This is a genomic window from Sphingomonas sandaracina (assembly GCF_036663695.1).
Lineage (GTDB): Bacteria > Pseudomonadota > Alphaproteobacteria > Sphingomonadales > Sphingomonadaceae > Sphingomonas.
In genome coordinates this window covers 243,036-266,339 of record NZ_JAXOJK010000002.1, presented here as the reverse complement: position 1 = coordinate 266,339, position 23,304 = coordinate 243,036, and the positions used below count along the sequence as shown (strand labels likewise).

The 23,304-nt window shown below is 66.0% G+C and carries 25 protein-coding genes and 1 other RNA gene; 21 read left to right on the top strand and 5 right to left on the bottom strand.

Annotated features, from left to right (window positions below; all coding sequences use genetic code 11):
- The first annotated feature begins 6 nt into the window (after positions 1-6).
- From rbfA to U1707_RS06535, 9 genes are all read left to right on the top strand, one after another.
- Positions 7-396: a 30S ribosome-binding factor RbfA gene (gene rbfA, locus U1707_RS06575; RefSeq protein ID WP_332799293.1), complete on the top strand. Its 390-nt coding sequence runs from the start codon at positions 7-9 to the stop codon at positions 394-396.
- Between the two features lie 31 nt (positions 397-427).
- The gene (locus U1707_RS06570; RefSeq protein ID WP_332799292.1) at positions 428-697 is read left to right on the top strand and encodes an AbrB/MazE/SpoVT family DNA-binding domain-containing protein; all 270 of its coding nucleotides are present in this window, start codon (positions 428-430) and stop codon (positions 695-697) included.
- On the top strand, positions 694-1,083 hold the full coding sequence (locus U1707_RS06565) for a type II toxin-antitoxin system VapC family toxin (RefSeq protein WP_332799291.1): 390 nt from the start codon (positions 694-696) through the stop codon (positions 1,081-1,083). Before U1707_RS06570 ends, U1707_RS06565 begins: the two co-directional genes overlap by 4 nt.
- On the top strand, positions 1,083-1,658 hold the full coding sequence (locus U1707_RS06560) for a thymidine kinase (protein ID WP_332799290.1): 576 nt from the start codon (positions 1,083-1,085) through the stop codon (positions 1,656-1,658). Before U1707_RS06565 ends, U1707_RS06560 begins: the two co-directional genes overlap by 1 nt.
- Positions 1,659-1,808: 150 nt before the next feature.
- Positions 1,809-2,834, top strand: coding sequence for a tRNA pseudouridine(55) synthase TruB (truB, locus tag U1707_RS06555; protein ID WP_332799289.1), 1,026 nt, complete (start codon positions 1,809-1,811; stop codon positions 2,832-2,834).
- A gap of 18 nt (positions 2,835-2,852) precedes the next feature.
- Positions 2,853-3,122: a 30S ribosomal protein S15 gene (rpsO, locus tag U1707_RS06550; protein WP_307089093.1), complete on the top strand. Its 270-nt coding sequence runs from the start codon at positions 2,853-2,855 to the stop codon at positions 3,120-3,122.
- Between the two features lie 237 nt (positions 3,123-3,359).
- Entirely contained in the window at positions 3,360-5,801 is a 2,442-nt protein-coding gene (gene pnp / locus U1707_RS06545) for a polyribonucleotide nucleotidyltransferase (RefSeq protein ID WP_332799288.1), read from the top strand.
- A 148-nt stretch (positions 5,802-5,949) separates the two neighbouring features.
- Positions 5,950-6,300 (top strand): response regulator, encoded by a 351-nt coding sequence (locus tag U1707_RS06540; protein WP_332799287.1) that lies wholly within the window; start codon positions 5,950-5,952, stop codon positions 6,298-6,300.
- 203 nt (positions 6,301-6,503) lie between these two features.
- Positions 6,504-7,163, top strand: coding sequence for a hypothetical protein (locus U1707_RS06535; RefSeq protein WP_332799286.1), 660 nt, complete (start codon positions 6,504-6,506; stop codon positions 7,161-7,163).
- A 74-nt stretch (positions 7,164-7,237) separates the two neighbouring features.
- Here the strand turns inward: U1707_RS06535 and ssrA are convergent.
- Positions 7,238-7,593, bottom strand: a transfer-messenger RNA (tmRNA) gene (gene ssrA / locus U1707_RS06530).
- A gap of 120 nt (positions 7,594-7,713) precedes the next feature.
- Here ssrA and U1707_RS06525 point away from each other — a divergent pair.
- Positions 7,714-8,145 (top strand): RrF2 family transcriptional regulator, encoded by a 432-nt coding sequence (locus tag U1707_RS06525; protein WP_332799285.1) that lies wholly within the window; start codon positions 7,714-7,716, stop codon positions 8,143-8,145.
- A gap of 148 nt (positions 8,146-8,293) precedes the next feature.
- Here U1707_RS06525 and mscL read toward each other — a convergent pair whose 3' ends face one another.
- Positions 8,294-8,764, bottom strand: a complete 471-nt coding sequence (mscL, locus tag U1707_RS06520) for a large conductance mechanosensitive channel protein MscL (protein ID WP_093398784.1) — start codon at positions 8,762-8,764, stop codon at positions 8,294-8,296.
- A 101-nt stretch (positions 8,765-8,865) separates the two neighbouring features.
- Here mscL and U1707_RS06515 point away from each other — a divergent pair, with 101 nt between their 5' ends.
- The 4 genes from U1707_RS06515 to U1707_RS06500 are packed head-to-tail and all read left to right on the top strand — an operon-like array spanning position 8,866 to position 11,494.
- Positions 8,866-9,462, top strand: coding sequence for a LemA family protein (locus tag U1707_RS06515; RefSeq protein ID WP_056065884.1), 597 nt, complete (start codon positions 8,866-8,868; stop codon positions 9,460-9,462).
- 10 nt (positions 9,463-9,472) lie between these two features.
- Positions 9,473-10,327 carry a TPM domain-containing protein gene (locus tag U1707_RS06510; protein WP_332799284.1) on the top strand — a complete coding sequence of 285 codons (855 nt, stop codon included), beginning with the start codon at positions 9,473-9,475 and terminating at the stop codon, positions 10,325-10,327.
- 1 nt (position 10,328) lies between these two features.
- Positions 10,329-10,994 (top strand): TPM domain-containing protein, encoded by a 666-nt coding sequence (locus U1707_RS06505; RefSeq protein ID WP_332799283.1) that lies wholly within the window; start codon positions 10,329-10,331, stop codon positions 10,992-10,994.
- Complete coding sequence (locus tag U1707_RS06500) at positions 10,991-11,494, top strand: NUDIX hydrolase (protein WP_332799282.1); 504 nt, start codon at positions 10,991-10,993, stop codon at positions 11,492-11,494. Before U1707_RS06505 ends, U1707_RS06500 begins: the two co-directional genes overlap by 4 nt.
- A 307-nt stretch (positions 11,495-11,801) precedes the next feature.
- Here the strand turns inward: U1707_RS06500 and U1707_RS06495 are convergent, their stop codons facing one another.
- Together U1707_RS06495 and hrpB are read right to left on the bottom strand one after the other, a co-directional pair.
- Positions 11,802-12,083, bottom strand: coding sequence for an ETC complex I subunit (locus tag U1707_RS06495; protein WP_332799281.1), 282 nt, complete (start codon positions 12,081-12,083; stop codon positions 11,802-11,804).
- Between the two features lie 10 nt (positions 12,084-12,093).
- The gene (hrpB, locus tag U1707_RS06490; RefSeq protein WP_332799280.1) at positions 12,094-14,622 is read right to left on the bottom strand and encodes an ATP-dependent helicase HrpB; all 2,529 of its coding nucleotides are present in this window, start codon (positions 14,620-14,622) and stop codon (positions 12,094-12,096) included.
- A gap of 412 nt (positions 14,623-15,034) precedes the next feature.
- On the opposite strand from hrpB, the gene U1707_RS06485 reads away from it, so the two are divergent.
- The 3 genes from U1707_RS06485 (at position 15,035) to U1707_RS06475 (ending at position 19,539) form a co-directional block, all read left to right on the top strand.
- Entirely contained in the window at positions 15,035-17,554 is a 2,520-nt protein-coding gene (locus U1707_RS06485; RefSeq protein WP_332799279.1) for a penicillin-binding protein 1A, read from the top strand.
- Positions 17,555-17,692: 138 nt separating this feature from the next.
- Positions 17,693-18,820, top strand: coding sequence for a peptide chain release factor 2 (prfB, locus tag U1707_RS06480; protein ID WP_332799278.1), 1,128 nt, complete (start codon positions 17,693-17,695; stop codon positions 18,818-18,820).
- Between the two features lie 23 nt (positions 18,821-18,843).
- Positions 18,844-19,539 (top strand): class I SAM-dependent methyltransferase, encoded by a 696-nt coding sequence (locus U1707_RS06475; protein ID WP_332799782.1) that lies wholly within the window; start codon positions 18,844-18,846, stop codon positions 19,537-19,539.
- A 134-nt stretch (positions 19,540-19,673) separates the two neighbouring features.
- Here U1707_RS06475 and U1707_RS06470 read toward each other — a convergent pair whose 3' ends face one another.
- On the bottom strand, positions 19,674-20,066 hold the full coding sequence (locus U1707_RS06470; protein WP_332799277.1) for a JAB domain-containing protein: 393 nt from the start codon (positions 20,064-20,066) through the stop codon (positions 19,674-19,676).
- Between the two features lie 85 nt (positions 20,067-20,151).
- Here U1707_RS06470 and U1707_RS06465 point away from each other — a divergent pair, with 85 nt between their 5' ends.
- The 4 genes from U1707_RS06465 to U1707_RS06450 all read left to right on the top strand — a co-directional run bounded on the left by U1707_RS06465 (position 20,152) and on the right by U1707_RS06450 (position 23,272).
- Positions 20,152-20,946 (top strand): thymidylate synthase, encoded by a 795-nt coding sequence (locus tag U1707_RS06465; protein ID WP_332799276.1) that lies wholly within the window; start codon positions 20,152-20,154, stop codon positions 20,944-20,946.
- A gap of 73 nt (positions 20,947-21,019) precedes the next feature.
- Complete coding sequence (locus tag U1707_RS06460) at positions 21,020-21,538, top strand: hemerythrin domain-containing protein (protein WP_332799275.1); 519 nt, start codon at positions 21,020-21,022, stop codon at positions 21,536-21,538.
- Between the two features lie 194 nt (positions 21,539-21,732).
- On the top strand, positions 21,733-22,197 hold the full coding sequence (locus U1707_RS06455) for a dihydrofolate reductase (RefSeq protein WP_332799274.1): 465 nt from the start codon (positions 21,733-21,735) through the stop codon (positions 22,195-22,197).
- A 139-nt stretch (positions 22,198-22,336) separates the two neighbouring features.
- The gene (locus tag U1707_RS06450) at positions 22,337-23,272 is read left to right on the top strand and encodes a bifunctional riboflavin kinase/FAD synthetase (RefSeq protein ID WP_332799781.1); all 936 of its coding nucleotides are present in this window, start codon (positions 22,337-22,339) and stop codon (positions 23,270-23,272) included.
- The last annotated feature ends 32 nt before the right edge of the window (positions 23,273-23,304 follow it).

Here is a 23,304-nt window from a genome sequence, read left to right as displayed (position 1 = left end):
GAATTTATGAAGACCGATACCCCAGAAGCAAAAGCCGTCCGATCCTTGCGGGTCGGCGAACAGGCGCGTCACGCGCTGTCCGACATCCTCGCGCGCGGCGACGTCCACGATCCGGTGCTCGAAAAGCACCTCGTGACGATCACCGAAGTCCGCATGTCGCCGGATCTCCGCCACGCCACCGTCTTCGTGAAGCCGTTGCTCGGCAAGGACGAGGAGAAGGTGCTGAAGGCGCTGCGGACCAACACCGCTTATCTCCAGCGCGAAGTCGCGAACCGGGTACAGATGCGGTATGCGGCGAAACTGAAGTTTCTTGCGGACGAGAGCTTCGACGAAGGTACGCATATCGAGGCCTTGCTGCGTGATCCGCATATCGCGCGGGATCTGACCGAAGATTGACTTCGATCTCGGTAAGACACATCTTACCATGATGAACGCGCAGACGAAGATGTCGGAAAAAGGCCAGGTCGTCATCCCCAAGGATGTTCGCGAGTCACTCGGTTTGAACCCGGGCCAGCAGTTCGACGTCCTACAAGCTGGTGGTGACATCGTGTTGCGACCAACGGGTAGGACGACGGGAAAAAGCGTCGCCGAGGTGATGGCCGATCTGCGTGCGCGTGTGCGGTACGAGGGCCCAGCTATCCCCGTCGCGCAATTGAGTTGGTCGCCCGATTTCGACGAGGACGGCCGTTCCGCGTGAAGGCTGTCGATACCAATATTCTCGCGCGTTTCATTCTGGCAGACGACGAGCATCAGTCGGCAATGGCGTCTGAAATACTCGGCGCACCGGTCTGGGTGGGCCTGACCGTCTGGCTCGAACTCGGGTGGGTCCTGTCGAAGCGTGCCGCGCTTGGGCGTGCGATGGTAGCCGATGCGATGGAAACACTGTTGCAGTTGGGGACCATCCACACTGCTGATCGCGATGGCCTGTCCTGGGCGGTCGCGCGCTATCGCGGAGGGGCCGATTGGGCCGACATGATTCATCTCGTTGCAGCGCGGTCGGTCGCGGACGGCTTCGTGACATTCGATCGGGGGATCGCGACCTATGCGGCGCAATCGCCCGTACCTGTCGAGACGCTAGACTGATGGCCAAGCTGTATTTCTACTATGCGTCGATGAATGCGGGGAAGTCGACGAACCTGTTGCAGGCGGACTTCAATTACCGCGAGCGGGGGATGCGGACGATGCTGTTCACGGCGGCGATCGACGATCGGTTCGCAGCGGGGACGATCACGTCGCGGATCGGGCTGGAGGCGCCGGCGATCGCGTTCGATGCGGGGACGGATATCGGGGCTTGCGTGGTTCGGCAGCACGGCGAGGATGCGATTTCTTGCGTGCTGGTGGATGAGGCGCAGTTTCTGACGTCCGCGCAAGTGGATCAACTCGCGCATATCTGCGACGTGGTTGGGATACCGGTGCTGGCCTATGGGTTGCGGACCGATTTTCAGGGGGCCCTGTTTCTTGGGTCGGCGCGGTTGCTCGCGTTGGCGGATTCGTTGGTGGAGATCAAGTCGGTGTGTGGGTGTGGCCGCAAGGCTACGATGAACCTGCGGGTCGATGCGAGCGGGCGGGCGATTGCCGAGGGGCAGCAGACCGAGATCGGCGGGAATGATCGGTATGTCGCGCTGTGTCGGCGGCATTTTTGCGAGGCTTTGGGGTAACACCCCTTCCCCATCCCCGTCATCCTGACGAAAGTCAGGATCCAGGGTACCGGACACCGTCTTTCTTGGCTCTGGGTCCTGACTTTCGTCAGGATGACGAAGTGGGTGGGGCCGCCACCTCCCACCACGTTGAATTTAGGACTTACGCGCATGCATGGCTGGATCATTCTCGACAAGCCGCTGGGGCTGGGGTCGACGCAGGGCGTTTCGGCTGTGAAGCGTGCCTTGCGCAGCGGCGGGTATGGGAAGATCAAGGTGGGGCATGGGGGGACGCTCGATCCGCTCGCGACGGGCGTGCTGCCGATCGCCGTTGGGGAGGCGACCAAACTGGCCGGGCGGATGCTCGATAGCGACAAGATCTATGATTTTACCGTGATGTTCGGGGTTCAGACGGATACGCTGGATGCCGAGGGGGTGAGCATTGCGACGTCCGATGTGCGGCCTACTCTGGCGGCGGTGGAGGCGGTGCTCGCGCGGTTCACCGGGCCGATCTCGCAGGTCCCGCCTGCCTATTCCGCGCTGAAGGTGGATGGGGAGCGGGCTTATGATCTTGCTCGGGCCGGGCATGAGGTGGTGCTCGCGAGCCGGGATGTGACGATTTATTCGCTATCCTCCCCGGTACGGGGAGGGGGACCAGCGCAGCTGGTGGAGGGGGGCTTCCGCGGGCGTTCCGCTGGTGGCGAGCCCCCCTCCACCACCGTCCAAGCGGACGGCGGTCCCCCTCCCCGTGCCGGGGAGGATTTGCAGGAGGTCACCCTACCCCACTCGCCCCTCGATGAGGTCACCCTTACCGCGCATGTGTCGAAGGGCACCTACATCCGCTCCCTTGCGCGCGACATCGCCCTAGCCCTCGGAACCGTCGGCCATGTCACCATGCTGCGGCGTACCAAGGCCGGTCCGTTCGACCTCACGTCCGCGATATCGCTGGACAAACTGGAGGAACTCTCTAAGGCCTCCGCGCTTGAAGATGTACTTCTGCCCTTGAGGGTGGCGCTGGACGACATCCCGGCTCTCTCCCTCACCCCCGACCAGGCAGGGGCGCTCCGACAGGGGCGTATCTTGGCCGGGATCGCCGCAGACGATGGCCAATACTTCGCCGAACTGGACGCTGTCCCGGTCGCGCTGGTCGAGGTCGAGGACGGAGACGTCCGGGTCGTTCGCGGTTTCAATCTGTGATGTCGAGGACATGAATTCATGACGATTACCGCTGAACGCAAGACCGAGCTCGTCAAGGAGCATTCGCGCGCCGAGGGCGATACCGGTTCGCCGGAAGTCCAGGTCTCGATCCTGACCGAGCGCATCAAGAACCTGACCGAGCATTTCAAGGCCCATAAGAAGGACAACCACTCGCGTCGTGGCCTTCTCATGATGGTCAACAAGCGCCGGACGCTGCTGGATTATCTCCGTCACAAGGACGGCCAGCGCTATCTGGATCTGATCGCGAAGCTCGGTCTTCGCAAGTAACCGAAGGGGCGGCCGAAAGGTCGCCCCTTTTAGCATCCGGCAAAAAGATTTAACCTGGCGGCGCGCGCAATAAGCAGCGTACCCCAATTGGGCCCCGGCCTTCGCCGGGGAGGACTTTAGGGAAAGGCAATTCGGCCGATCCCTTTAGGAGCGACAACTCGCTCTACACCGCCGCGGGCCGGCTAAGCCCGCACATAGGCCCCGTTCGCATCTGGCGACCGGAGTGAAGGAAAAAGAATGTTCGATACCAAGACCGTAAGCGCCCAGTGGGGCGGCAAGACGCTGACGCTCGAGACCGGCCGCGTTGCGCGCCAGGCTAACGGCGCAGTCCTCGCCACCCTCGGCGAAACCGTCGTTCTGTGCGCCGTGACGGCTGCACGGACCGTCAAGGAAGGGCAGGATTTCTTCCCGCTCACCGTCCATTACCAGGAGAAGTTCTCCGCGAGCGGCCGCATTCCCGGCGGCTTCTTCAAGCGTGAGCGCGGCGCGACCGAAAAGGAGACGCTGACCAGCCGTCTCATCGATCGCCCGATCCGTCCCCTCTTCCCCGAGGGTTTCTACAACGAGATCAACGTGATCTGCCAGGTTCTGTCGTATGACGGCGAGAACGAGCCGGACATCCTCGCGATGGTCGCGGCATCGGCAGCGCTGACGATCTCGGGCGTGCCGTTCATGGGCCCGATCGGCGCAGCACGCGTCGGCTATGTCGATGGCGCCTACATCCTCAACCCGACGCTCGACGAAGCCAAGGCGGGTGATCTCGACCTCGTCGTCGCCGCCACCGGCCAGGCCGTGATGATGGTCGAGTCGGAAGCCAAGGAGCTTTCGGAAGAGATCATGCTCGGCGCGGTGCAGTTCGCGCACAAGGCCTGCCGCGAAGCCGCCAACCTGATCATCGATCTGGCCGAGCAGGCTGCCAAGGATCCGTGGGAAATGGCCGAGCAGGCCGACCTGTCGACCGCCAAGGACAAGCTGAAGAAGCTGATCGGCAAGGACATTGCGGCTGCCTACAAGGTGACCGACAAGTCGAAGCGTTCGGACCTGCTGAACGCCGCACGCGCCAAGGGCAAGACCGCCTTTGCCGATGCGACCCCGCAGGACCAGATGGCGGCCGGCAAGCTGATGAAGAAGCTGGAGGCGGAGATCGTCCGCGGCGCCATCCTCAAGGATGGCACCCGCATCGACGGCCGCACCACCACGCAGATCCGTCCGATCGAGGCGATGGTGCATTTCCTCCCGCGCACGCACGGCTCGGCCCTGTTCACGCGCGGCGAGACGCAGTCGATCTGCACCACCACGCTCGGCACGCGCGACGCAGAGCAGATGATCGACGGCCTGAACGGGCTTTCGTACGAAAACTTCATGCTGCACTACAACTTCCCGCCCTACTCGGTCGGTGAAGTCGGTCGCTTCGGTGCGCCGGGTCGTCGCGAAGTCGGCCACGGCAAGCTCGCCTGGCGCGCGCTGCACCCGGTGCTGCCGTCGAAGGAAGAGTTCCCGTACACGATCCGCGTATTGTCGGACATCACGGAGAGCAACGGCTCGTCGTCGATGGCGACGGTCTGCGGTGGTTCGCTGTCGATGATGGATGCCGGCGTTCCGCTCAAGCGTCCGGTCTCGGGCATCGCGATGGGCCTGATCCTCGAGGGCAAGAACTTCGCGGTTCTGTCGGACATCCTGGGCGACGAGGATCACCTCGGCGACATGGACTTCAAGGTGGCCGGCACGTCCGAGGGCATCACCACGATGCAGATGGACATCAAGATCGCCGGCATCACCGAAGAGATCATGGGCAAGGCGCTGGCACAGGCCAAGGAAGGCCGCGCGCACATCCTGGGCGAAATGGCCAAGGCGCTCGACCACACCCGTGAGGAGCTGTCGGCACACGCACCGCGGATCGAGACCTTCACGATCGAGAAGTCGAAGATCCGTGAAGTCATCGGCACCGGCGGCAAGGTGATCCGCGAGATCGTCGCGCAGACCGGCGCCAAGGTCGACATCGACGACGAGGGCGTGATCAAGGTGTCGTCGTCCGACCCCGCGCAGATCGAAGCTGCGATCAAGTGGATCAAGGGCCTCGTCGAGGAAGCCGAAGTCGGCAAGGTCTATGACGGCAAGGTCGTCAACCTGGTCGATTTCGGTGCGTTCGTGAACTTCATGGGTGGCAAGGACGGTCTCGTCCACGTGTCCGAAATCAAGAACGAGCGCGTCGAGAAGGTCTCGGACGCCCTGAGCGAAGGCCAGGAAGTCAAGGTCAAGGTCCTCGAGATCGACCCGCGCGGGAAAGTTCGCCTGTCGATGCGCGTCGTCGACCAGACGACCGGCGAAGAGCTGGAGGACACGCGTCCTGCTCGTGAGCCCCGTGAGGGTGGCGATCGTGGTCCGCGCGGTCCGCGTCGTGACGGCGATGGTGGCCGTGACGCCGGCGGCAACGGCGGCGGTCGTGGTCCGCGCGGCGAAGGCGGCGCCGGTCGTGATGGGGGTGACCGCGGTTCGCGTGGTCCACGTCGTGACGGCGACGGTGGCCGTGACGCAGGCGGCAACGGCGGTGGCCGTGGCCCGCGTCGTGATGGCGGTGGCAATGGGGGCGGCAACGGCGGCGGCGAGCGTGCTGCACGCACCGACGGCGACAAGGCTCCCGAGTTCGCGCCGGCGTTCCTGACGGGCGATCGCGACTAAGCCTTTGCCACGATACGGTAATTGACAGAGGGGCTCGGGAAACCGGGCCCCTTTCTCATGCCAGGCTCGTTTTGCCCCATTATGGTCGATAATATGATTAATATCGGAACGGAGCAGCATGCCGGAAGTTCGAACCGATATGAACGCTATGTCGAAGTCCGTAATCCTCGTCGTCGATGATGATGCCCTTGTCCGGGTCCATTCCAACCTCGCGCTGGAAGACGCCGGCTACGAAGTCCTTGAAGCGAGCAATGCGGAGGATGCGCTGATCAAGCTCAAGGAGCGGCCCGATATCGCCGCCTTGTTCACCGACGTGCGCATGCCCGGAGCTCTAAACGGCATCGACCTTGCGCACGTGGTCCACGCGGAACGTCCGGACATCGCGATCCTGATCACGTCGGGCTCCGACAACGATGCGTCGTCCGCCCTCCCCGCAGCCGCGCAGTTCCTGCAAAAGCCGTATACGAAGGCGCAACTCAGCAAGATGCTCCAGCGCTGACTCACAATGCGTGCGCAGGCCTTGCAGCGACGTCGCGATTGCAGGCCTCGACAAGCACCGCCGGCCATTGCCGACTGCGACAATTGAGATCACCGTCCGTCGCGTGAGCATCGACTCGTGGGGGCGGCATGATGGCGACGGTGAAAACTTCGGCGGGCACAGCTCGAAACGTTCTCGCAAGCGAGCGCCGCTTCTTCCTTGTCATGGCGATAGTGATCGCGGCGACGGTGATACTCGGCTTCACGGTGAACGCCGCGCGGATGCACTGGACGTTCTTTGCATTGCCTGCGCAAGTTCATCTGCACGCAGCCGTTTTTCTATCATGGATCATGCTTTACGTGGTCCAGAACTGGCTGATCGTGCGCGGTTCGATTAACCGCCATCGCCAAATGGGGGTGCTCGGCGCCTGTATCGGGGTTACGATGGTCGTCCTCGGTATCGTCACCACCGTCATGGCGATCGAGCAGCACCGCGTTCCGCCGTTTTTCCCACCGGGCATTTTCCTGGTGCTAGACGTGCTGGGAGTGATCGGGTTCGGCATCCTCACTGCTTGGGCGATCATCCTGCGCAAGCAGGCGGCGTGGCATAAGCGCCTGATGCTGTGCGGGACGATCCTGGTGATGTCGCCGGCACTCGGGCGGCTCCTGCCAATGCCGCAGCTGGGCAAGTTCGCGCCGCTTGCGGTGTTTGCGTCGATGGCGGTGTTCGTCATCGCAGGGATGATCTTCGACCTGCGCCTGCGCGGGAAGATCCATCCGGCCTATTATTGGGGTGGCGGCGTGCTGGTCCTGACCAACGGCCTGGTGGGTCCGCTGGGCTTCAGCCCGCCGGTATTGCGGCTGGTCGAACGCCTCGCCGCGTGATCCTGGTCGTTTGATCGCGGCCGAGCGATAGGGCTAGTGGGGAGCTTCTGTTGCTCGGTGCCCCCCGTACCGCCGGTTTCCACTTCTGTTGCCCGGTGTGGCCCGAACCGCGCTTTCGTCCGTATAACTTAGGTCGTTAGACCGTCAGTTATGCGGCAATTGCGAGTGCTTCGTTATCGTTGGCACTTGTGTATGGGCCGTTGCGGTGGTCCCATTCCGAGCGAAACATAGCGTCGTTGAACACACGTCGATCCTAGTTCGACCCCGTCATCGTCCCCCTCTTGCGAAGAGGGCGGTGGTGGAGTCGCCGGGTACTGCCCCCGGGTCCGCTGTGTCTATGACACGCCACGGTTTATCGCCATAGCCGCCAAGAGAAGATTCCCCCGACGGCTTGTCCGATATAGGGGGGCCGCATCGATCTGAAAAGCCCGGCCAAATGAAAAGACCGGCGCGGTGGCCGGGCGCCCGGCCACATCGCGGAAAATCATCGCATACAACGTGCCAAACCGCCTTCCGCTCGCCACAAACCGCGTGCATAGCAACCTGCATTATGTTGACGCAGCGCTCCCGCTACGCGCTCCGCGCGATGATATTCCTTGGCGGCGCCCCGGTCGGCAGCCCGCCCATCCCGATGACTCGCATTGCCGCCGAGGCGAACGTGCCGCGCAAGTTCCTCGAACTGATCCTTGCCGACCTGCGTGAGTCCGGTCTGCTGATCAGCCACCGCGGCAAGATGGGCGGGTATCGCCTGTCGCGGCCCAGCCACCTGATATCGCTTGGCGAAATCATCCGCATCATCGAGGGCCCGCTGGCGCTGGTACCGTGTGTCAGCCGCACCGCGTACCGGCCGTGCCTCGACTGCAAGAGCGAAGCCGACTGCGCGATCCGCTTTGCAATGATGCGCGTGCGGGACGAGACCGCGCGAATCCTGGATGGGACCAGCTTGGCGGATGCGAACGCCGAGGAACTGGTAGCGGCGTAACTCTATCCTTCTCCCCTCGGGGAGAAGGTGGCGCGGCAGCGTCGGATGAGGGGGAGTTGGGATATAAGTCCCGAGCCTCAAACCCCTCACCCTTCCGTCGCCCAAGGCTCCTCCCTCCCTCTCCCCACAGGGGAGAGGGACAAGCATGTCACCCCCGCGCCTTCAGCTCGTCGCGGATCTCGCGGAGCAGCGCGATCTCGACCGGCTCCGGCGCAGGTGCGACGGCCACCGCTTCTTCCTCGCGCTTCAACCTTGCAGTCTCGCGCTCGATCAGCGCTGCGGTCCGGTTCACCACGCGCAGGATCATGAAGATGATCCCCGCGACGATCACGAAATTGACCAGCTGCGTCGCGAACGCGCCATAGCCGAGCAGCGGCACGCCGGCCTTCTTGAGCGCCGCGTAATCGCTGAGCGAGCCCGCGTAGTTCGCCGGCACCGGCCCCATCCGCCAGAAATAGCTCGAGAAATCGAGCCCGCCGAAGATCTTGCCGATGACCGGCATCAGCACGTCGTCGGTCAGCGACGTGACGATCTTGCCGAACGCCGCACCGATGATCACCGCGATGGCGAGATCGAGCACGTTGCCGCGCATGATGAACGCCTTGAATTCCTTGAGCATGTCGCCCCCTTTGTTGCCGGGCAAAGCTAACCATCGATTTAGGTTTCGCCAACCCTCGCGACTGTCCTATGATGGTGACACAGGTATTCAGGAGAGCCCCGATGTCACGTGCCCCAATCGCCCGCGGTACCGCCGCGATCCTCCTCGCATCGGCGCTGGCCGGATGCGGGATCAACAGCATTCCGACCGCGGAAGAGACCGCGAAGGCGCGCTGGGCCGACGTCCAGAACAATTATCAACGCCGCGCGGACCTGATCCCCAACCTCGTCGCGACCGTGAAGGCGGCGGGCGCGCAGGAGAAGGACATCCTCGTCCAGGTGACGCAGGCGCGCTCCGCCGCGAACTCGGTGCAGGTATCGGCCGCCGATCTCTCCGATCCGGCGAAGATGGAGCAGTATCAGCGCGTCCAGGGTGCCGTCGGCGTGTCGCTCCAGCGCTTGCAGGAGGCGTATCCCGAGCTGAAAAGCCAGGGCAACTACACCACGCTGATGAGCCAGCTCGAGGGCACCGAGAACCGCATCACGATCGCGCGGCGCGACTATAACGGCGCGGTACAGGCGTATAACACCAAGATCCGCACCTTCCCCGACGCGGTCGGCGCGAAGATCTTCTATGGCGCCAAGCCGATGGTGCCGTTCGCGGCGACCACGCCGGGCGCGGAGACCGCACCGACGGTGAACTTCGGCAACGCGAGCTGATCGGGGCGCTATGCTCCGCCACCTCCTGACCCTGGCGTTCGCGGTTTTGCTCGGTAGCACCGCCGCGACCGCGCAGACGCTTCCCAAGTTCACCGGCTTCGTCGTCGATGCGGCCAACGTGATCCCGCCCGAGCAGGAGGCGGCGCTGACCGGGCGGCTCGACGACCTCCAGAAGTCGACCGGCAACCAGCTGGTCGTCGCGACCGTACCCGACCTCGAAGGCTATCCGATCGAGGATTACGGCAATCGGTTGCTGCGAAGCTGGGGCGTCGGGCTGAAGGATGCGAACAACGGCGCGATCCTGCTCGTCGCGCCGAACGACCGGAAGGTGCGGATCGAGGTCGGCTACGGGCTCGAGCCGGTGCTCACCGACGCGTTCTCCAGCGTGGTGATCAACCAGCAGATACTGCCCCGCTTCAAGGCGGGCGACATTCCCGGCGGCATCGTCGCGGGGACGAACGTGGTGGCGGATCAGCTCGCGCTGCCGGACGCAGAGGCGCGGGCTAAGGTTACGGCTGCGGCGGCCGAGTACGACAAGACGCACCGCCGGGCGAATTCGGGTGGCGGCGGCGTGCCGATCGGGCTGATCTTCTTCGGGATCGTGCTGGCGGCGATCGTCATTCCGATGATCTCGCGGCGTGCCGGGGGCAAGAACTATGTCGACGGTGGAAGTCGGGGCGGCGGCAGCGGTGCGTTGCCGATCGTGTTGTGGAGCATTGCCGACGCGATGACGCGTGGCGGTGGTGGCGGTGGCGGAAGCTGGGGCGGTGGCGGCGATAGCGGCGGCGGCGGCTGGGGCGGCGGTGGGTTCGGCGGCGGCGGCGGTGGATCCGGCGGCGGCGGCGGCGCATCGGGGGGATGGTAACATGCGATTGACCGATACCGACCACGACCGCGTCACCGCGGCGGTGACCCAGGCGGAGACCGCGACGACCGGCGAGATCGTCACGATCGTCGCGCGGCAATCCGATGCCTATCACGACGTATCGCTGCACTGGGCGGTGCTGGCGATGCTGCTGACGCTGGCGCTGCTCGCGTACCATCCGGTCGCAGCGGACCACATCTATGCGCTGGTCGATCCCTGGCAGGCGGCACCGCAGGGTGCGCTGTACGTGGTGGCGCTGGTGCTGGTGACTTTGGTGTTCCTGGCCGTGCGGCTGGTGCTGGCGTGGACGCCGGCGCGGCTTGCGCTAACGCCGGGCGCGACCAAGGCGCGGCGCGTGCGGCGGCGGGCTCTGCTCCTGTTCCGTGCGGGGGCCGAGAAGCGGACCAAGGGTTCGACCGGCGTGCTGTTGTACCTGTCGCTCGCGGAGCACCGCGCGGAGATCATTGCCGACGACGCGATCCACTCGCGCGTCCCCAACGAAACCTGGGGCGCGGCGATGGCGGCGGTGCTGGCCGGTGTGCGCGACGATCGTCCCGCCGACGGGATGGCAGATGCGGTCGCGCAGATCGGCGCAGTGCTGGCCGAGCATTTCCCGCGGACCGGTGCCCCGGTGAACGAACTTCCAGACAGGCTGATCGAGTTATGAGCAAGACCGTGTGGGCCGGGAAATTCCTGACCGTGCAGACCGAAGGCACGTGGGAATTCGCCGCGCGCCAGGGCGAGATCGCCGCGGCGGTGATCGTCGCGATCGACGACGGCGACGTGATCCTGGTCGAACAGTTCCGCGTGCCGCTTGGGCGGGCGTGTCTCGAGCTGCCGGCGGGGCTGGTCGGTGACGAGACCGCGGGCGAGAGCGTCGCGGTCGCCGCCGGGCGGGAGCTCGAGGAGGAGACCGGCTACCGAGCGGATGCGATCGAGGATCTCGGGGTGTTCTATTCCTCACCGGGAATGACGTCGGAATGCTTCACGCTGGTCCGCGCGACCGGGCTGACCAAGGTCGGCGACGGCGGCGGCGACAGCGACGAGAACATCACCGTGCACCGCGTGGCGCTGGCCGACGTGCCCGCGTTCGTGGCGGAGAAGCGCGCGGCGGGGGTGGCGATCGATACCAAGATGCTGCTGATCCTGGCGGGGTCGATTCTCTAAGGTCTGGTGGCGCGCCCGCCCCCTGCCCTCACCCTTCCCATGGCGAAGTCGCCGCGCGCCCCTTCCCTTTACCCGTTGGGAGAGGGAGAGGGAGAGGCGGCAGAGGCGGGTGAAGATGTTTTTTGCTTGGGACGATCTGTCCCAATCCATTCCGTCACCCCGGACTTGTTCCGGGGTCCACGGTGCCGCGTGATCTACGGTCGGCGAGCATGCGGAACCGTGGATGCCGGAACGAGTCCGGCATGACGGGGTGGTCGGGAGGCGGTCAGCTAAAGGAAAGCGGGGTCATTCCCGCGCCCCGCCCCGCCTACTTGAAATTATCCGCGTAGCTCTGGAGCTTCAGCGTCTTCTGCGGCGCCGGGACGACCGTGTAGCCGACCCCCTCGCGCTCGCAGTGCGCGACCGCGGCTTCGGCCGTGGGGAACAGCAATCGCACCTGGTCGCGCGTGTCGCCGCTGCCGGCCCAGCCGGTCAGCGGGTCGGGCCGCTTGGGCTCCGACGGTTCGAATTCGAGCTGCCAGGCATCGGTCCGGTGCTTGCCGGACTGCATGGCGTTCTTGGGGCGCTGGAAGATACGGGCGGTTGGCATAGATGCCCCCTTATCGCGAACCGGCGGTCCTTGCATCCGCCTTTTTCGTGCGCAGCGTGGCGGACGCCGCGGCGGGATCGTCGGGCCAGGGATGCTTGGGGTAGCGTCCACGCATTTCCTTGGCGACCGCGGTCCAGCTGCCGGCCCAGAAACCGGGCAGATCGCGGGTCGTCTGAATCGGGCGGCCGGCCGGCGATGTAAGGCTCAGCACCAATGGCACGCGGGCCTCGCCGATCACCGGGTGCACGCCCAGACCGAACAGGGCTTGCACGCGGAGTTCGACGCGAGGACCGCCTTCTGCGGCGTAGTCGATCGCGTGCGTGCTGCCGGCGGGGCTGGTGAAATCAGGCGGCGCGAGGCGGTTGATCGTCTGCATCGCGTCCCAGCCGAGCAGGTTGCGGAGCGCTTCGGCTAGCGCCCCGGGGGCGATCACGTCGAGTCGGCGCTTGCCGGTCAGAAGCGGTGCGAGCCATTCTTCGGCGCGGTCCAGCAGCGTCGCTTCGTCGAGCGGCACGCCGGCATAAGCGGCACGGTCGCGCAATGCCTGCGCGCCGTCGCTCCACGGCAACAGCGCGAGGCCGTGCTCGCGGACGCCATCGATGAGCGCGGCGAGGATCGCGTCGGGGTCGGCGCCGCTGTCCGGTCCGCTCGACAGCCGAATCGCACCGAGGCGGCGTTCGCGGAGCGCCTGGGTCCCGCCGGTCGTGGCATCGAACGTCACGGTGCGGCGGGATTCGAGGCGCTCGGCGAAGAGCGTTTCGACGGTGGCCTGGTCGATCGCCACAGCCGAGAGAATGCGCGCGCCGGCCGCCGAGCCTTGCGTATCGGCGACGGCGAGCCATTCCGAGCGGGCCAGCGGCGCTGTCGGGTCGAGCTTGAACCCACGCCCGCCGACCGACGCCCAGGTCTCGCCGGACGCATCGCGGCGACGTGCGACGCGGTCGGGAAAGCCAAGTGCAACGCAGACGTCTGCTCCCCCGCCCGCTTGCGGGAGGGGGTTGGGGGGTGGGCGCCCGGCTTCGGCGTCGCGCGACGAGGATGGCGCGAGCCCACCCCCCAGCCCCCTCCCGCTTGCGGGAGGGGGGGCAAGTTTCGCCCACCTATCCGCCATCGCTCTTGCCGCCTGCGCCTTTGGGCCGCGTTCGGTTTTCCAGCGGCGGAGGCGGGTTTCCAAGTCGACATCCTGCCCGCCGATCCCGCGTTCGCCTAACAGGACCGCGATCTGCGCAGCGACCGGCGCTAACCCCCGCTCCCCTGCCCTGAGCAACATGTGCGCCAATCGTGGCGGCATCGGCAATTTTGCGATGGAGCGACCATGCAACGTCGGGCGACCGTCCTCGATCGCCTCTAAGGTCGTCAGCCGAGCCATCGCCTCGTCGATCGCGGCGGCAGGCGGCGGATCTATCCAGCGCAGGTCGCGGGGATCGCCGACGCCCCACAGCGCGCAGGCGAGGACCAGCGCCGACAAGTCCGCTTCGAGGATCTCGGGCGGATCGTAGCGTGGCAGGCCGGCGGTCGCCGCCTCTTCCCACAGGCGATACGCGACGCCAGGCCCCAGGCGTGCGGCACGCCCGGCGCGCTGCGTCACCGCCGCCTGGCTGGCGCGTTCGGTCACCAATCGCGTCATGCCGGCAGCGCGGTCGTAGCGGGGGCGCCTGGCCAGCCCCGAATCGACGACGATCCGGATGCCGTCGAGCGTCAGGCTGGTCTCGGCGATGCTGGTCGCGAGCACGACCTTGCGCCGCCCGTTGGGTTCGGGGAGGATCGCGGCACGTTGCGCGGCCGGATCAAGGCTGCCGTGGAGTTCGTGCAGGACGATGTCGTCGGGGAGGTTGGCGAGGCGGTCGGCGGTCCGTTCGATCTCCGCGACGCCGGGGAGAAAGGCGAGCACCCCCCCCTCGGCTTCGGTCAGCGCGCGACGGACGGCCGCCGCGACCGAATCCTCGATCCGCAACTCCGCCTGCCGGCCGATATGCCGCAGCGTCAGCGGATAGCTGCGGCCTTCGCTTTCGATGACGGGGGCGTCGTCCATGAGGGCTGCGAACCGTGCGCCGTCGAGCGTTGCGGACATCGCGACGATGCGGAGATCAGGGCGGAAGCCGGCTTGCACGTCGAGCGCCAGCGCAAGTCCGAAATCGCCGTCGAGGCTGCGTTCGTGGACTTCGTCGAACAGGACTGCGGAGATGCCGGCGAGTTCGGGGTCGGCCTGGATGCGGGCGACGAAGATACCTTCCGTGATGACCGTGACGCGGGTGGCGGCGGAGCGCTTGCTGTCCATCCGGGTGGCGTAGCCGAAGGTGCCGCCTACCGGTTCGGCCGCGGTCGAGGCCATGCGTTCGGCGGCGGCGCGGGCGGCCAGGCGGCGGGGGGAGAGGAGGAGGATTTCACCGGTGCACCAAGGTTCGGCGAGGAGCGCGGGGGCGACCGCGGTGGTCTTGCCGGCGCCGGGGGGGGCGACCAGGACCGCCGAAGTGCGTTCGCGCAGGGTCGCGAGGAGGTCGGGTAATACGGCTAGGATCGGGAGCGGCGGCGGGGTCATGCTGGCCTGCTGCCACAAGGATGGTTCGGGTGACAGGTTTTGTGGATACGCATGCGTGTCGTTCCGGAGTCGATGAGGACCAGAAGCGAGGGCAGGGCCTTTGCTACCCTCGCCCACCAGGGGGAGATCGTCAGGCCTAGCGGAGGTCGACAGTTTCGCTGCCATTGCCCCCCCGGCGAAGGCCGGGGTCCAATTGGAAAACGCCTCTGACGGCGGTCGCCCTCCGTTACTGCGACCTTTCCAATTGGGCCCCGGCCTTCGCCGGGGGGGGTATTTCGTTCGAACGGGGTAAGCGTCGAACAAATCCAGGATGACGCATCGCTGGCGAAGGCTTCAAGCACACCCACCCCGCCCCCAATCTACCGAAGGCTGGCAAGCGCTCGCGAACCTGCTAGACGCTCCGGCAGTAATCATGGCGTCCGATCCCTCCCCCAACCCGACGACGGCGACAGGCCGCACCTCCGACCGGCTACGCGGCGCTCTCGCGCGTGTCCGGGCGAGTCGCTGGACCAAGGCAGCGCTGGCGCTCGCGGTGGTCGGTGCCATCGCGATCTTCGCGTTCTGGTTCGCGGTCATGCGCGACCTGCCCTCGGTCGATACGCTGCGCACCTACGAGCCGCCGCTGCCGACCAACGTCCGTGGGATCGATGGCGCGCCGATCCACAGCTACGCGCGCGAACGCCGCGTCGAGCTCAGCTATGCCGAATATCCGCCGCTGCTGGTGAAGGCCTTCCTCGCTGCCGAGGACAAGTCGTTCTTCGAACATCACGGCGTCGATTTTCCCGGCCTCGCCGGCGCGGTGTTCGACTATGCGACCAAGATCGGCAGCGGCAAGCGCGCCAAGGGCGGCTCGACGATCACGCAGCAGGTCGCCAAGAACCTTTTGATCGGCAACGCCTATTCGCCGTCGCGCAAGCTGCGCGAGGCGGTGTTGGCCTACAAGATCGAGGATACGCTGACCAAGGAGCAGATTCTCGAACTGTACCTCAACCAGATCGCGCTCGGGCGTAACGCGTTCGGCGTCGAGGCGGCGAGCCACGCCTATTTCGACAAGGAGCTCGACCAGCTCGATCTCGCGCAGATGGCGTATCTCGCGATCCTGCCCAAGGGTCCGTCGAACTACGATCCGGTCCGCAACACCGAACGTGCGATGATCCGGCGCAATTACGTGCTGAACCGGATGCTCGACAACGGCTTCATCACCCGCGCGCAGCACGACCAGGCGAATGCCGAGCCACTGGGCGCAGTGATGCGCAGGACACCGAAGTTCGAAAGCGTCGGTGGCTATTTCGTCGAGGAAGTCCGGCGTCAGCTGATGGCGAAGTTCGGCGAGAACGCGAAGGATGGTCCGTACAGCGTTTATTCGGGTGGCCTTTGGGTGCGGACCTCGTTCGACAACCGGTTGCAAGACCTGGCGCAGAAGGCGTTGCGCGACGGCCTGGTCCGGTTCGATCGCGGGCGCGGCTGGAATGGGCCCATTCGCCATGTCGAGATCGAGGACGACAACTGGCTGCAGCCGCTGCTCAACAGCAATATCGCGCTCGATTACGAAAACTGGGTCGCGGCGATCGTGACGGGCAAGGACGGCAATGCCTGGAGCCTCGGCTTCCGCACCGGCAAGACCGGCACGCTGCCGCGCTATGCGGCGCAGATGCCGGTGCGCGGCAAGGGCGGCAACGCGTTCGGCGCGATCGAGGTCGGCGACATCATCGCGGTGGCGCCGGAAGGGGGCGAGTTCGCGCTAAGGGCAGTCCCCAAGGTTTCAGGCGCGTTCGTCGTCGAGGAGCCGGCATCGGGCCGCGTGCTGGCGATGCAGGGCGGCTTCGACGATCGGTTGCAGGCCTTCAATCGTGCCACTCAGGCGATGCGCCAGCCGGGCTCGACCATCAAGCCGATCGTCTATTCCGCCGCGCTCGACAACGGCATGACGCCCGCCTCGATCATCGTCGACGGCCCGTTCTGCGTCTATCAGGGCGCACGGCTGGGGCAGAAATGCTTTCGCAACTTCGGCAATTCGCGCGGCGCCGGGCCGCACACGATGCGCTGGGGCATCGAGCAGTCGCGCAACCTGATGACCGTGCGGACCGCTGCGCAAACGGGCATGCCGAAGGTCGTCGCGACCATCAAGAAGATGGGCGTCGGCGACTATTCACCGTATCTCTCGTTCGCGCTCGGGGCCGGCGAGACGACCGTCGGGCGGATGGTCAACGCGTATTCGATCCTCGCCAACAACGGCAAGGGTGGCCCGCCGTCGCTGATCGACTTCGTCCAGGACCGCCACGGCAAGGTGATCTGGCCCGAGAACTGGCGCCCCTGCGATCGCTGCAACGCGCCCGACTGGGATGGCAAGCCGATGCCCCGCCCGATCACGCGCCAGCGCCAAGTGCTGAACGCGATGACGGCGTACCAGATGGTCCATATCACCGAAGGCGTCGTCCAGCGCGGCACCGCGGTGACGCTCCGCGATCTCGACCGGCCGATGTTCGGCAAGACCGGTACCAACAACGGCCCGACCGACGTGTGGTTTATCGGGGGGACGCCGCAGTTCGTCGGTGGCCTGTATATCGGCTTCGATACGCCGCGGAATTTGGGCGGTGCCGCGCAGGGCGGCACGCTCGCCGCGCCGATCTTCAAGCAGTTTGCGGTGAAGGCGTACGAAGGCCTGCCCAAGCTGCCGTTCCGCGCGCCGGCGGGGATCCGCATGGTGCGGATCGATCGTGCGAGCGGGCGCCCGGTCTATGGCACCTGGCCGAACACCGACGATCCCAAGCCCGCGGTGATCTGGGAAGCGTTCAAGCCCGAAAGCGAACCGCGCCGTGCCGCGCGCCGCTCCGGCCCTGCCCCGGTTGCCGTTACGACCACCACCGCCGCGAAGAAGGCCGAAGCACCGCGCGACAGCGATTTCTTGCAAAGACAAGGCGGAATCTACTAGCGCAGGTATATAGAGACGTCATCCCGGCGCCCGCCGGAGACCCGACCCGTTCGATCGGGACGGCGATCCCGGCCTCCGCCGGGCTGACGGAATTTTCCCCGGCTTCCGCCGGGGCGGCGGAATTTTTGGAGAATACCCATGCGCGCCGAAGCGCAGGCTCACGTAGACACCATCAACGACGCGCTGGCACTGCTGCGCCGCTTCCTCGACTGGGACCGCGCGCTGCGTCGTCTCGACGAGCTGAACGCGCGCGTCGAGGATCAGGCGCTCTGGTCCGATCCAAAGGCCGCGCAGGAGGTGATGCGCGAGCGTCGTCGTCTCGACGAGGCGATCAGCGCGACGCGTGCGATCCAGAGCGAATTGTCGGACACCGCCGAGCTGATCGAGATGGCCGAGGCCGAGGGCGATACCGAGATGGAGGCGGACGGCGTTGCGTCGCTCGCCGAACTCGCCGCGCGCGCCGACAAGGACAAGATCAAGGCGCTGCTCGCGGGCGAAGCCGACGGCAACGACACTTATATCGAGGTCAACGCCGGCGCCGGCGGGACCGAGAGCCAGGACTGGGCAGGCATGCTCAGCCGGATGTATTCGCGCTGGGGCGAGCGCCACGGGCTGAAGGTCGAGCTGGTCGACCAGCATTCGGGCGAGCAGGCCGGGATCAAGTCCGCGACGCTGCTGCTGAAGGGCGAGAATGCCTATGGCTATGCCAAGACCGAGAGCGGTGTTCACCGGCTCGTCCGCATCAGCCCCTACGACTCGGCGGCGCGGCGCCACACGTCGTTCGCGAGCGTCTGGGTCTATCCGGTCGTCGACGACAATATCGAGGTCGAATATAACGAGAGCGACCTGCGCATCGACACCTACCGCGCGTCAGGCGCCGGCGGTCAGCACATCAACACGACCGATTCGGCAGTGCGCATCACGCACATCCCGACCGGTATCGTCGTGCAGTGCCAGAACCAGCGCTCGCAGCACAAGAACAAGGCCGAGGCGTACAACCAGCTTCGCGCGCGCCTGTACGAGCGCGAACTGGCGATCCGCGAGACTGCGGCGAACGCGGAGAATGCCGGCAAGACCGACATCGGCTGGGGTCACCAGATCCGCAGCTACGTGCTCCAGCCGTACCAGATGGTGAAGGACCTCCGCACCGGTGTGGTGTCGACCAGCCCGTCCGACGTGCTCGACGGCGATCTCGAGATGTTCATGGCGGCGGCGCTGTCGCAGCGCGTGACCGGCGAGGCCGTCGAGGTGGAGGACGTCGATTGAAGCTCAAGGGTGCCTTTGCCCTGATGCTGTCGCCGGTGTTCCTGCTGGCCGCGTGCGACGGCAGCAAGCCGCTGATCAAGCGCGAGGCCAAGGAGCCGGTGTTCCCCGCCGCCGACCGTCCGGTCGCGTCGATAGTCTCGATGCGCTGGTCGAACGAAGAAGCGCGCGATCGGCTCAACGAAGCCGGCGAGGTCATGAACAAGGGCGGTATCCGCAAGGGCATGACGGTCGCGGACATCGGCGCGGGCGAAGGCTATTACACGATCCGTCTCGCGGCGCGCGTCGGCAAGGACGGACGCGTGCTCGCGGAGGACATCATCCCGGCAGTGCGCGACCAGCTCGCGGAACGTGTCGCGCGCGAGGACCTGGCGAACGTCAGCGTGAAGCTCGGCGAGGCGAACGATCCGAAGCTGCCCGAGGCGAGCTTCGACCGGGTGCTGATGGTGCACATGTATCACGAGATCGAACAGCCCTACGAGTTTCTGTGGCGGTTGCGGCCGTCGCTGAAGCCCGACGGACTGGTCGTGGTGGTCGACGCGAACCGCCCAACGCAGAACCACGGCACGCCGCCGGCATTGCTCAAGTGCGAGTTCGCGGCGGTGGGCTATACGCAGGTGGATACCGACGACATGCCCTCGGCCGGCGGCTACATCGCGACGTTCCGAGCGACTGGGCCGCGACCGGCTCCGGAGGCGATCCGCGGGTGCCGGCTGAAGTAAGGCGGTCGCCGCCCGCCTGAGCCGCCCGTTATCCCACCTCTTCCCGTCATCCTGACGAAAGTCAGGAACCAGGGCCAAAACCCGCAACGCCCGTTACTCTGGATCCTGACTTTCGTCAGGATGACGGATAACGTTTACACCACGCCCATCGCGCGCAGGCTCGTCACCTGGTCGCCCGCCACGACCAGATGGTCCAGCAGCGCCACGTCCAACGTCCGCAACCCTGCCGCAAGCGCCCGCGTGAACGCCACGTCCCGCAAACTCGGCGTCGCATCCCCGCTCGGATGGTTGTGCGCCATCACCACACCGACCGCGCCGAACGCCAGCGCATCCACCGCGACCGTGCGTATCGAGAGCACCACGTGATCCCGCCCGCCAACGACCTGCCGCATCCCGAGAAGCCTCCGATTCGGATCAAGATACGCCACCGCCACCGTCTCGAAGGCCGCCTCGCGCAAACCCGCGAACAGCGCACGCGCCGCGGTAAGGCCGGCGATACGAGGGGAAGGCACTGGCGACGGCGGCACATACCCGCCTGCCCCACAGCACCGGCGACCGCACGCGCAACTACATCCGCTTGAGCCGCCGCCCGCGCATCGCTACGCAAACCCGATGCGCCAATATCTAGACCTTATGGACCGCGTGCTCTCGACCGGCGTCGAGACGATGGACCGCACCGGCACCGGCACGCTCAGCGTGTTCGGCGCGCAGATGCGCTTCGATCTTGCGCAGGGCTTCCCCGTGCTCACCACCAAGAAGCTCCACCTCCGCTCGATCATCGTCGAGCTGTTGTGGTTCCTGCGCGGCGACACCAACGTCCGCTGGTTGCAGGAGCGCAAAGTCGCGATCTGGGACGAATGGGCGGACGAGGCGGGCGATCTCGGCCCGGTCTACGGCAAGCAATGGCGCGACTGGGTCGCCGCCGATGGCCGTCATATCGACCAGATCGTCGAGCTGATCGCACAGATCAGGACCAACCCCGCCTCGCGCCGCCAGATCGTCAGCGCGTGGAACCCGGGCGACCTGCACGCGATGGCGCTCGCCCCGTGCCACTGCCTGTTCCAGACGCACGTCGCGAACGGCAAGCTGTCGCTGCAGCTCTATCAGCGCTCCGGCGACATCTTCCTTGGCGTGCCGTTCAACATCGCCAGCTACGCGCTGCTGACGCACATCCTCGCGCAGCAATGCGGGCTGGAGGTCGGTGAGTTCATCTGGACCGGCGGCGATTGCCACCTCTATTCGAATCATCTGGAGCAGGTGCGACTGCAACTGACGCGCTCACCGGGCCCACTGCCGCGGCTCGAGATCGTACGCAAACCGGACTCGATCGACGCGTACGAATATGAGGATTTCGTCCTCCACGATTACGTCGCGCAGGCGCATATCAAGGCGCCCGTCGCGGTCTGACAGCGATCCAATCGCAATAGGAACCCGTCGAGGCGCCCGCGGTTGACCGTCCGAACATATTCGGAAGGCCATCATGGACATCACGCAGCTCATTCTCGACGAACACGCGCAGCAGCGCGCGCTGTTCGCGCAGATCGATTCGATCGACGCGGAGGACACCGAGGCGCTGTCGGCGCTGTGGACGCGCCTCAAGAACCTGCTCGACGCGCATGCCGAGGCCGAGGAGCGCTTCTTCTATCCGCGGCTGATGAAGATCGGCACTGGCGGCAACGATGCCGAATCGGCTGCCGAGGAGACCGAGGACGCGATCGAGGATCACAACGACATCCGCGATACGGGCGAAGCGGTCGACACGCACCCGGTCGGTTCGGATGCGTGGTTCGCAGCGGTCGGCGAATGCAACAAGGCGAACAGCGATCACCTCGCCGAGGAAGAACGCCAGGGCCTGACCGACTTCCGCAAGCATGCGACGCTGGAGGAGCGGCACGAACTGGGCGTACGGTTCGCGGCGTTCGAGGCGAACCACCTGAACGGGGTGAAGGTCGTTGACAAGGATCCCGAGGCGTATGTGAAGGAGCATGCGGCGGGGTGAGGCGGCGGCCTTAATTACCACCCCGGCGAAGGCCGGGGCCCAATTGGAAAGGTCGGCGTAACGGAGCGCAGCGCCCGTCAGCAACGTTTCCCAATTGGACCCCGGCCTTCGCCGGGGTGGTTCCTTCGGGAGGTAGCGTGCCCAACGTACAGCGAGGAGTAGCCCCCCGCCCCCCATTCCGGCATGACCGCCGCATGATCACCTTCTACCTCGCCCGCGCCACCAACGGCGTCATCGGCCGCGACGGCCAGCTCCCGTGGCGCATCCCCGCCGACCTCAAACGCTTCAAGGCGCTGACGATGGGCAAGCCGATGGTGATGGGCCGCAAGACCTTCGAGAGCTTCCCGAGCCCGCTGCCCGGTCGCCGTCACATCGTCCTCACCCGCGGCAACTGGACGGCGGACGGCGCGGAGGTCTCGCATTCCGTTGCGGGCGCGCTGGCGATGGCAGGCGACGACGTCGCGGTCATCGGCGGCGCGCAGATCTATGCGCAACTGCTCCCCCATGCGGATCGCATCGAACTGACCGAGGTCCATGCCGAGCCCGAAGGCGACGCGACCGTCCCCGCGTTCGACGGCTGGCAGGAGATCGCCCGCAAAGACCACCCGGCCGAAAACGGTCGCCCAGCCTATAGTTTCGTGACGCTAACCCGCCCCTGAAGACTGTTCTCCCGCGAAGGCGGGAGCCCAGACTGGACTCCCGCCTTCGCGGGAGAACAAGCTAAGGTAGAGGGCCATGAACATGGTCACGGCACGGAAGGACTATCGCCTTTTGCGGCGGCTGGTTACTGACCCGCGCATGCAACGGCTCGACGGTGGCGCTTCCATCCCTTCGTATCTGGCGAACGGGATCGTCGCGCTGGGGAATTTCGACGGATTTCACCTTGGCCACCAGGCGGTGGTCGCGCGCGCCATCGCTTGGGCGCGGGCCGAGGGCCGCCCCGCGCTGGTCGCGACGTTCGATCCGCATCCGGTGCGTCACTTCCGCCCCGACACCGCCCCCTTCCGCCTCACCACGCTTGACCAGCGGCAACAGCTGTTCAAGAACGCCGGTGCCGATGCGATGGTCGTGTTCAATTTCGACGGCGATCTCGCCGCGCTGACCGCCGAGCGCTTCATCACCGAGTGCCTGGAGCGCAACCTGCGTGTCGCGGGCGTGGTCACCGGCGAGGATTTCACCTTCGGCAAGGGCAAGGCGGGCACCGTCCGCACGCTCGCCACGCGTGGTGCGGTCCACGGTTTCCGTGCGGAGACGGTCGGCGCGATCGAGCTGGAGGGCGAGACCGTCTCGTCCACCCGCATCCGCGAAGCTCTCCGCGCCGGCGACATGGCCACCGCCACCCGCCTGCTGACGCGCCCGTTCGCGATCCAGGGCTTCGTCCAGCACGGCGACAAGGTCGGCCGCACGATCGGCTATCCGACCGCCAACGTCGACATGGGCAATTACCTGCGCCCCGCCTACGGGATCTACGCGGTGACCGGGCGGCTGGAGGACGGTCGCGTGCTCAAGGGCGCCGCGAACCTCGGCATCCGCCCGAGCTTCGATCCGCCCAAGGAACTGCTCGAGCCGCATTTCTTCGATTTCGGCGAAGACCTGTACGGCCAGCGGATCGAGGTTGCGCTGATCGAGTATCTCCGCCCCGAGGCGAAGTTCGCCAACCTCAATGCGCTGATCACCCAGATGGACGCCGACTGTCAGAGAGCGCGCGCGATCCTTGGCGCCTCCCCTCCCTGAAAGGGAGGGGGTGGGGGTGGGTCGGCCCGTTG

What these genes read in the sequence shown, in the direction of transcription:
- rbfA (WP_332799293.1), top strand. Translation starts at nt 7, where the DNA reads ATGAAGACCGATACCCCAGAAGCAAAAGCCGTCCGATCCTTGCGGGTC.
- U1707_RS06570 (WP_332799292.1), top strand. Translation starts at nt 428, where the DNA reads ATGAACGCGCAGACGAAGATGTCGGAAAAAGGCCAGGTCGTCATCCCC.
- U1707_RS06560 (WP_332799290.1), top strand. Translation starts at nt 1,083, where the DNA reads ATGGCCAAGCTGTATTTCTACTATGCGTCGATGAATGCGGGGAAGTCG.
- truB (WP_332799289.1), top strand. Translation starts at nt 1,809, where the DNA reads ATGCATGGCTGGATCATTCTCGACAAGCCGCTGGGGCTGGGGTCGACG.
- rpsO (WP_307089093.1), top strand. Translation starts at nt 2,853, where the DNA reads ATGACGATTACCGCTGAACGCAAGACCGAGCTCGTCAAGGAGCATTCG.
- pnp (WP_332799288.1), top strand. Translation starts at nt 3,360, where the DNA reads ATGTTCGATACCAAGACCGTAAGCGCCCAGTGGGGCGGCAAGACGCTG.
- U1707_RS06540 (WP_332799287.1), top strand. Translation starts at nt 5,950, where the DNA reads ATGTCGAAGTCCGTAATCCTCGTCGTCGATGATGATGCCCTTGTCCGG.
- U1707_RS06535 (WP_332799286.1), top strand. Translation starts at nt 6,504, where the DNA reads ATGGCGATAGTGATCGCGGCGACGGTGATACTCGGCTTCACGGTGAAC.
- U1707_RS06525 (WP_332799285.1), top strand. Translation starts at nt 7,714, where the DNA reads ATGTTGACGCAGCGCTCCCGCTACGCGCTCCGCGCGATGATATTCCTT.
- mscL (WP_093398784.1), bottom strand. Translation starts at nt 8,764, where the DNA reads ATGCTCAAGGAATTCAAGGCGTTCATCATGCGCGGCAACGTGCTCGAT.
- U1707_RS06515 (WP_056065884.1), top strand. Translation starts at nt 8,866, where the DNA reads ATGTCACGTGCCCCAATCGCCCGCGGTACCGCCGCGATCCTCCTCGCA.
- U1707_RS06510 (WP_332799284.1), top strand. Translation starts at nt 9,473, where the DNA reads ATGCTCCGCCACCTCCTGACCCTGGCGTTCGCGGTTTTGCTCGGTAGC.
- U1707_RS06505 (WP_332799283.1), top strand. Translation starts at nt 10,329, where the DNA reads ATGCGATTGACCGATACCGACCACGACCGCGTCACCGCGGCGGTGACC.
- U1707_RS06500 (WP_332799282.1), top strand. Translation starts at nt 10,991, where the DNA reads ATGAGCAAGACCGTGTGGGCCGGGAAATTCCTGACCGTGCAGACCGAA.
- U1707_RS06495 (WP_332799281.1), bottom strand. Translation starts at nt 12,083, where the DNA reads ATGCCAACCGCCCGTATCTTCCAGCGCCCCAAGAACGCCATGCAGTCC.
- hrpB (WP_332799280.1), bottom strand. Translation starts at nt 14,622, where the DNA reads ATGACCCCGCCGCCGCTCCCGATCCTAGCCGTATTACCCGACCTCCTC.
- U1707_RS06485 (WP_332799279.1), top strand. Translation starts at nt 15,035, where the DNA reads ATGGCGTCCGATCCCTCCCCCAACCCGACGACGGCGACAGGCCGCACC.
- prfB (WP_332799278.1), top strand. Translation starts at nt 17,693, where the DNA reads ATGCGCGCCGAAGCGCAGGCTCACGTAGACACCATCAACGACGCGCTG.
- U1707_RS06475 (WP_332799782.1), top strand. Translation starts at nt 18,844, where the DNA reads ATGCTGTCGCCGGTGTTCCTGCTGGCCGCGTGCGACGGCAGCAAGCCG.
- U1707_RS06465 (WP_332799276.1), top strand. Translation starts at nt 20,152, where the DNA reads ATGCGCCAATATCTAGACCTTATGGACCGCGTGCTCTCGACCGGCGTC.
- U1707_RS06460 (WP_332799275.1), top strand. Translation starts at nt 21,020, where the DNA reads ATGGACATCACGCAGCTCATTCTCGACGAACACGCGCAGCAGCGCGCG.
- U1707_RS06455 (WP_332799274.1), top strand. Translation starts at nt 21,733, where the DNA reads ATGATCACCTTCTACCTCGCCCGCGCCACCAACGGCGTCATCGGCCGC.
- U1707_RS06450 (WP_332799781.1), top strand. Translation starts at nt 22,337, where the DNA reads ATGCAACGGCTCGACGGTGGCGCTTCCATCCCTTCGTATCTGGCGAAC.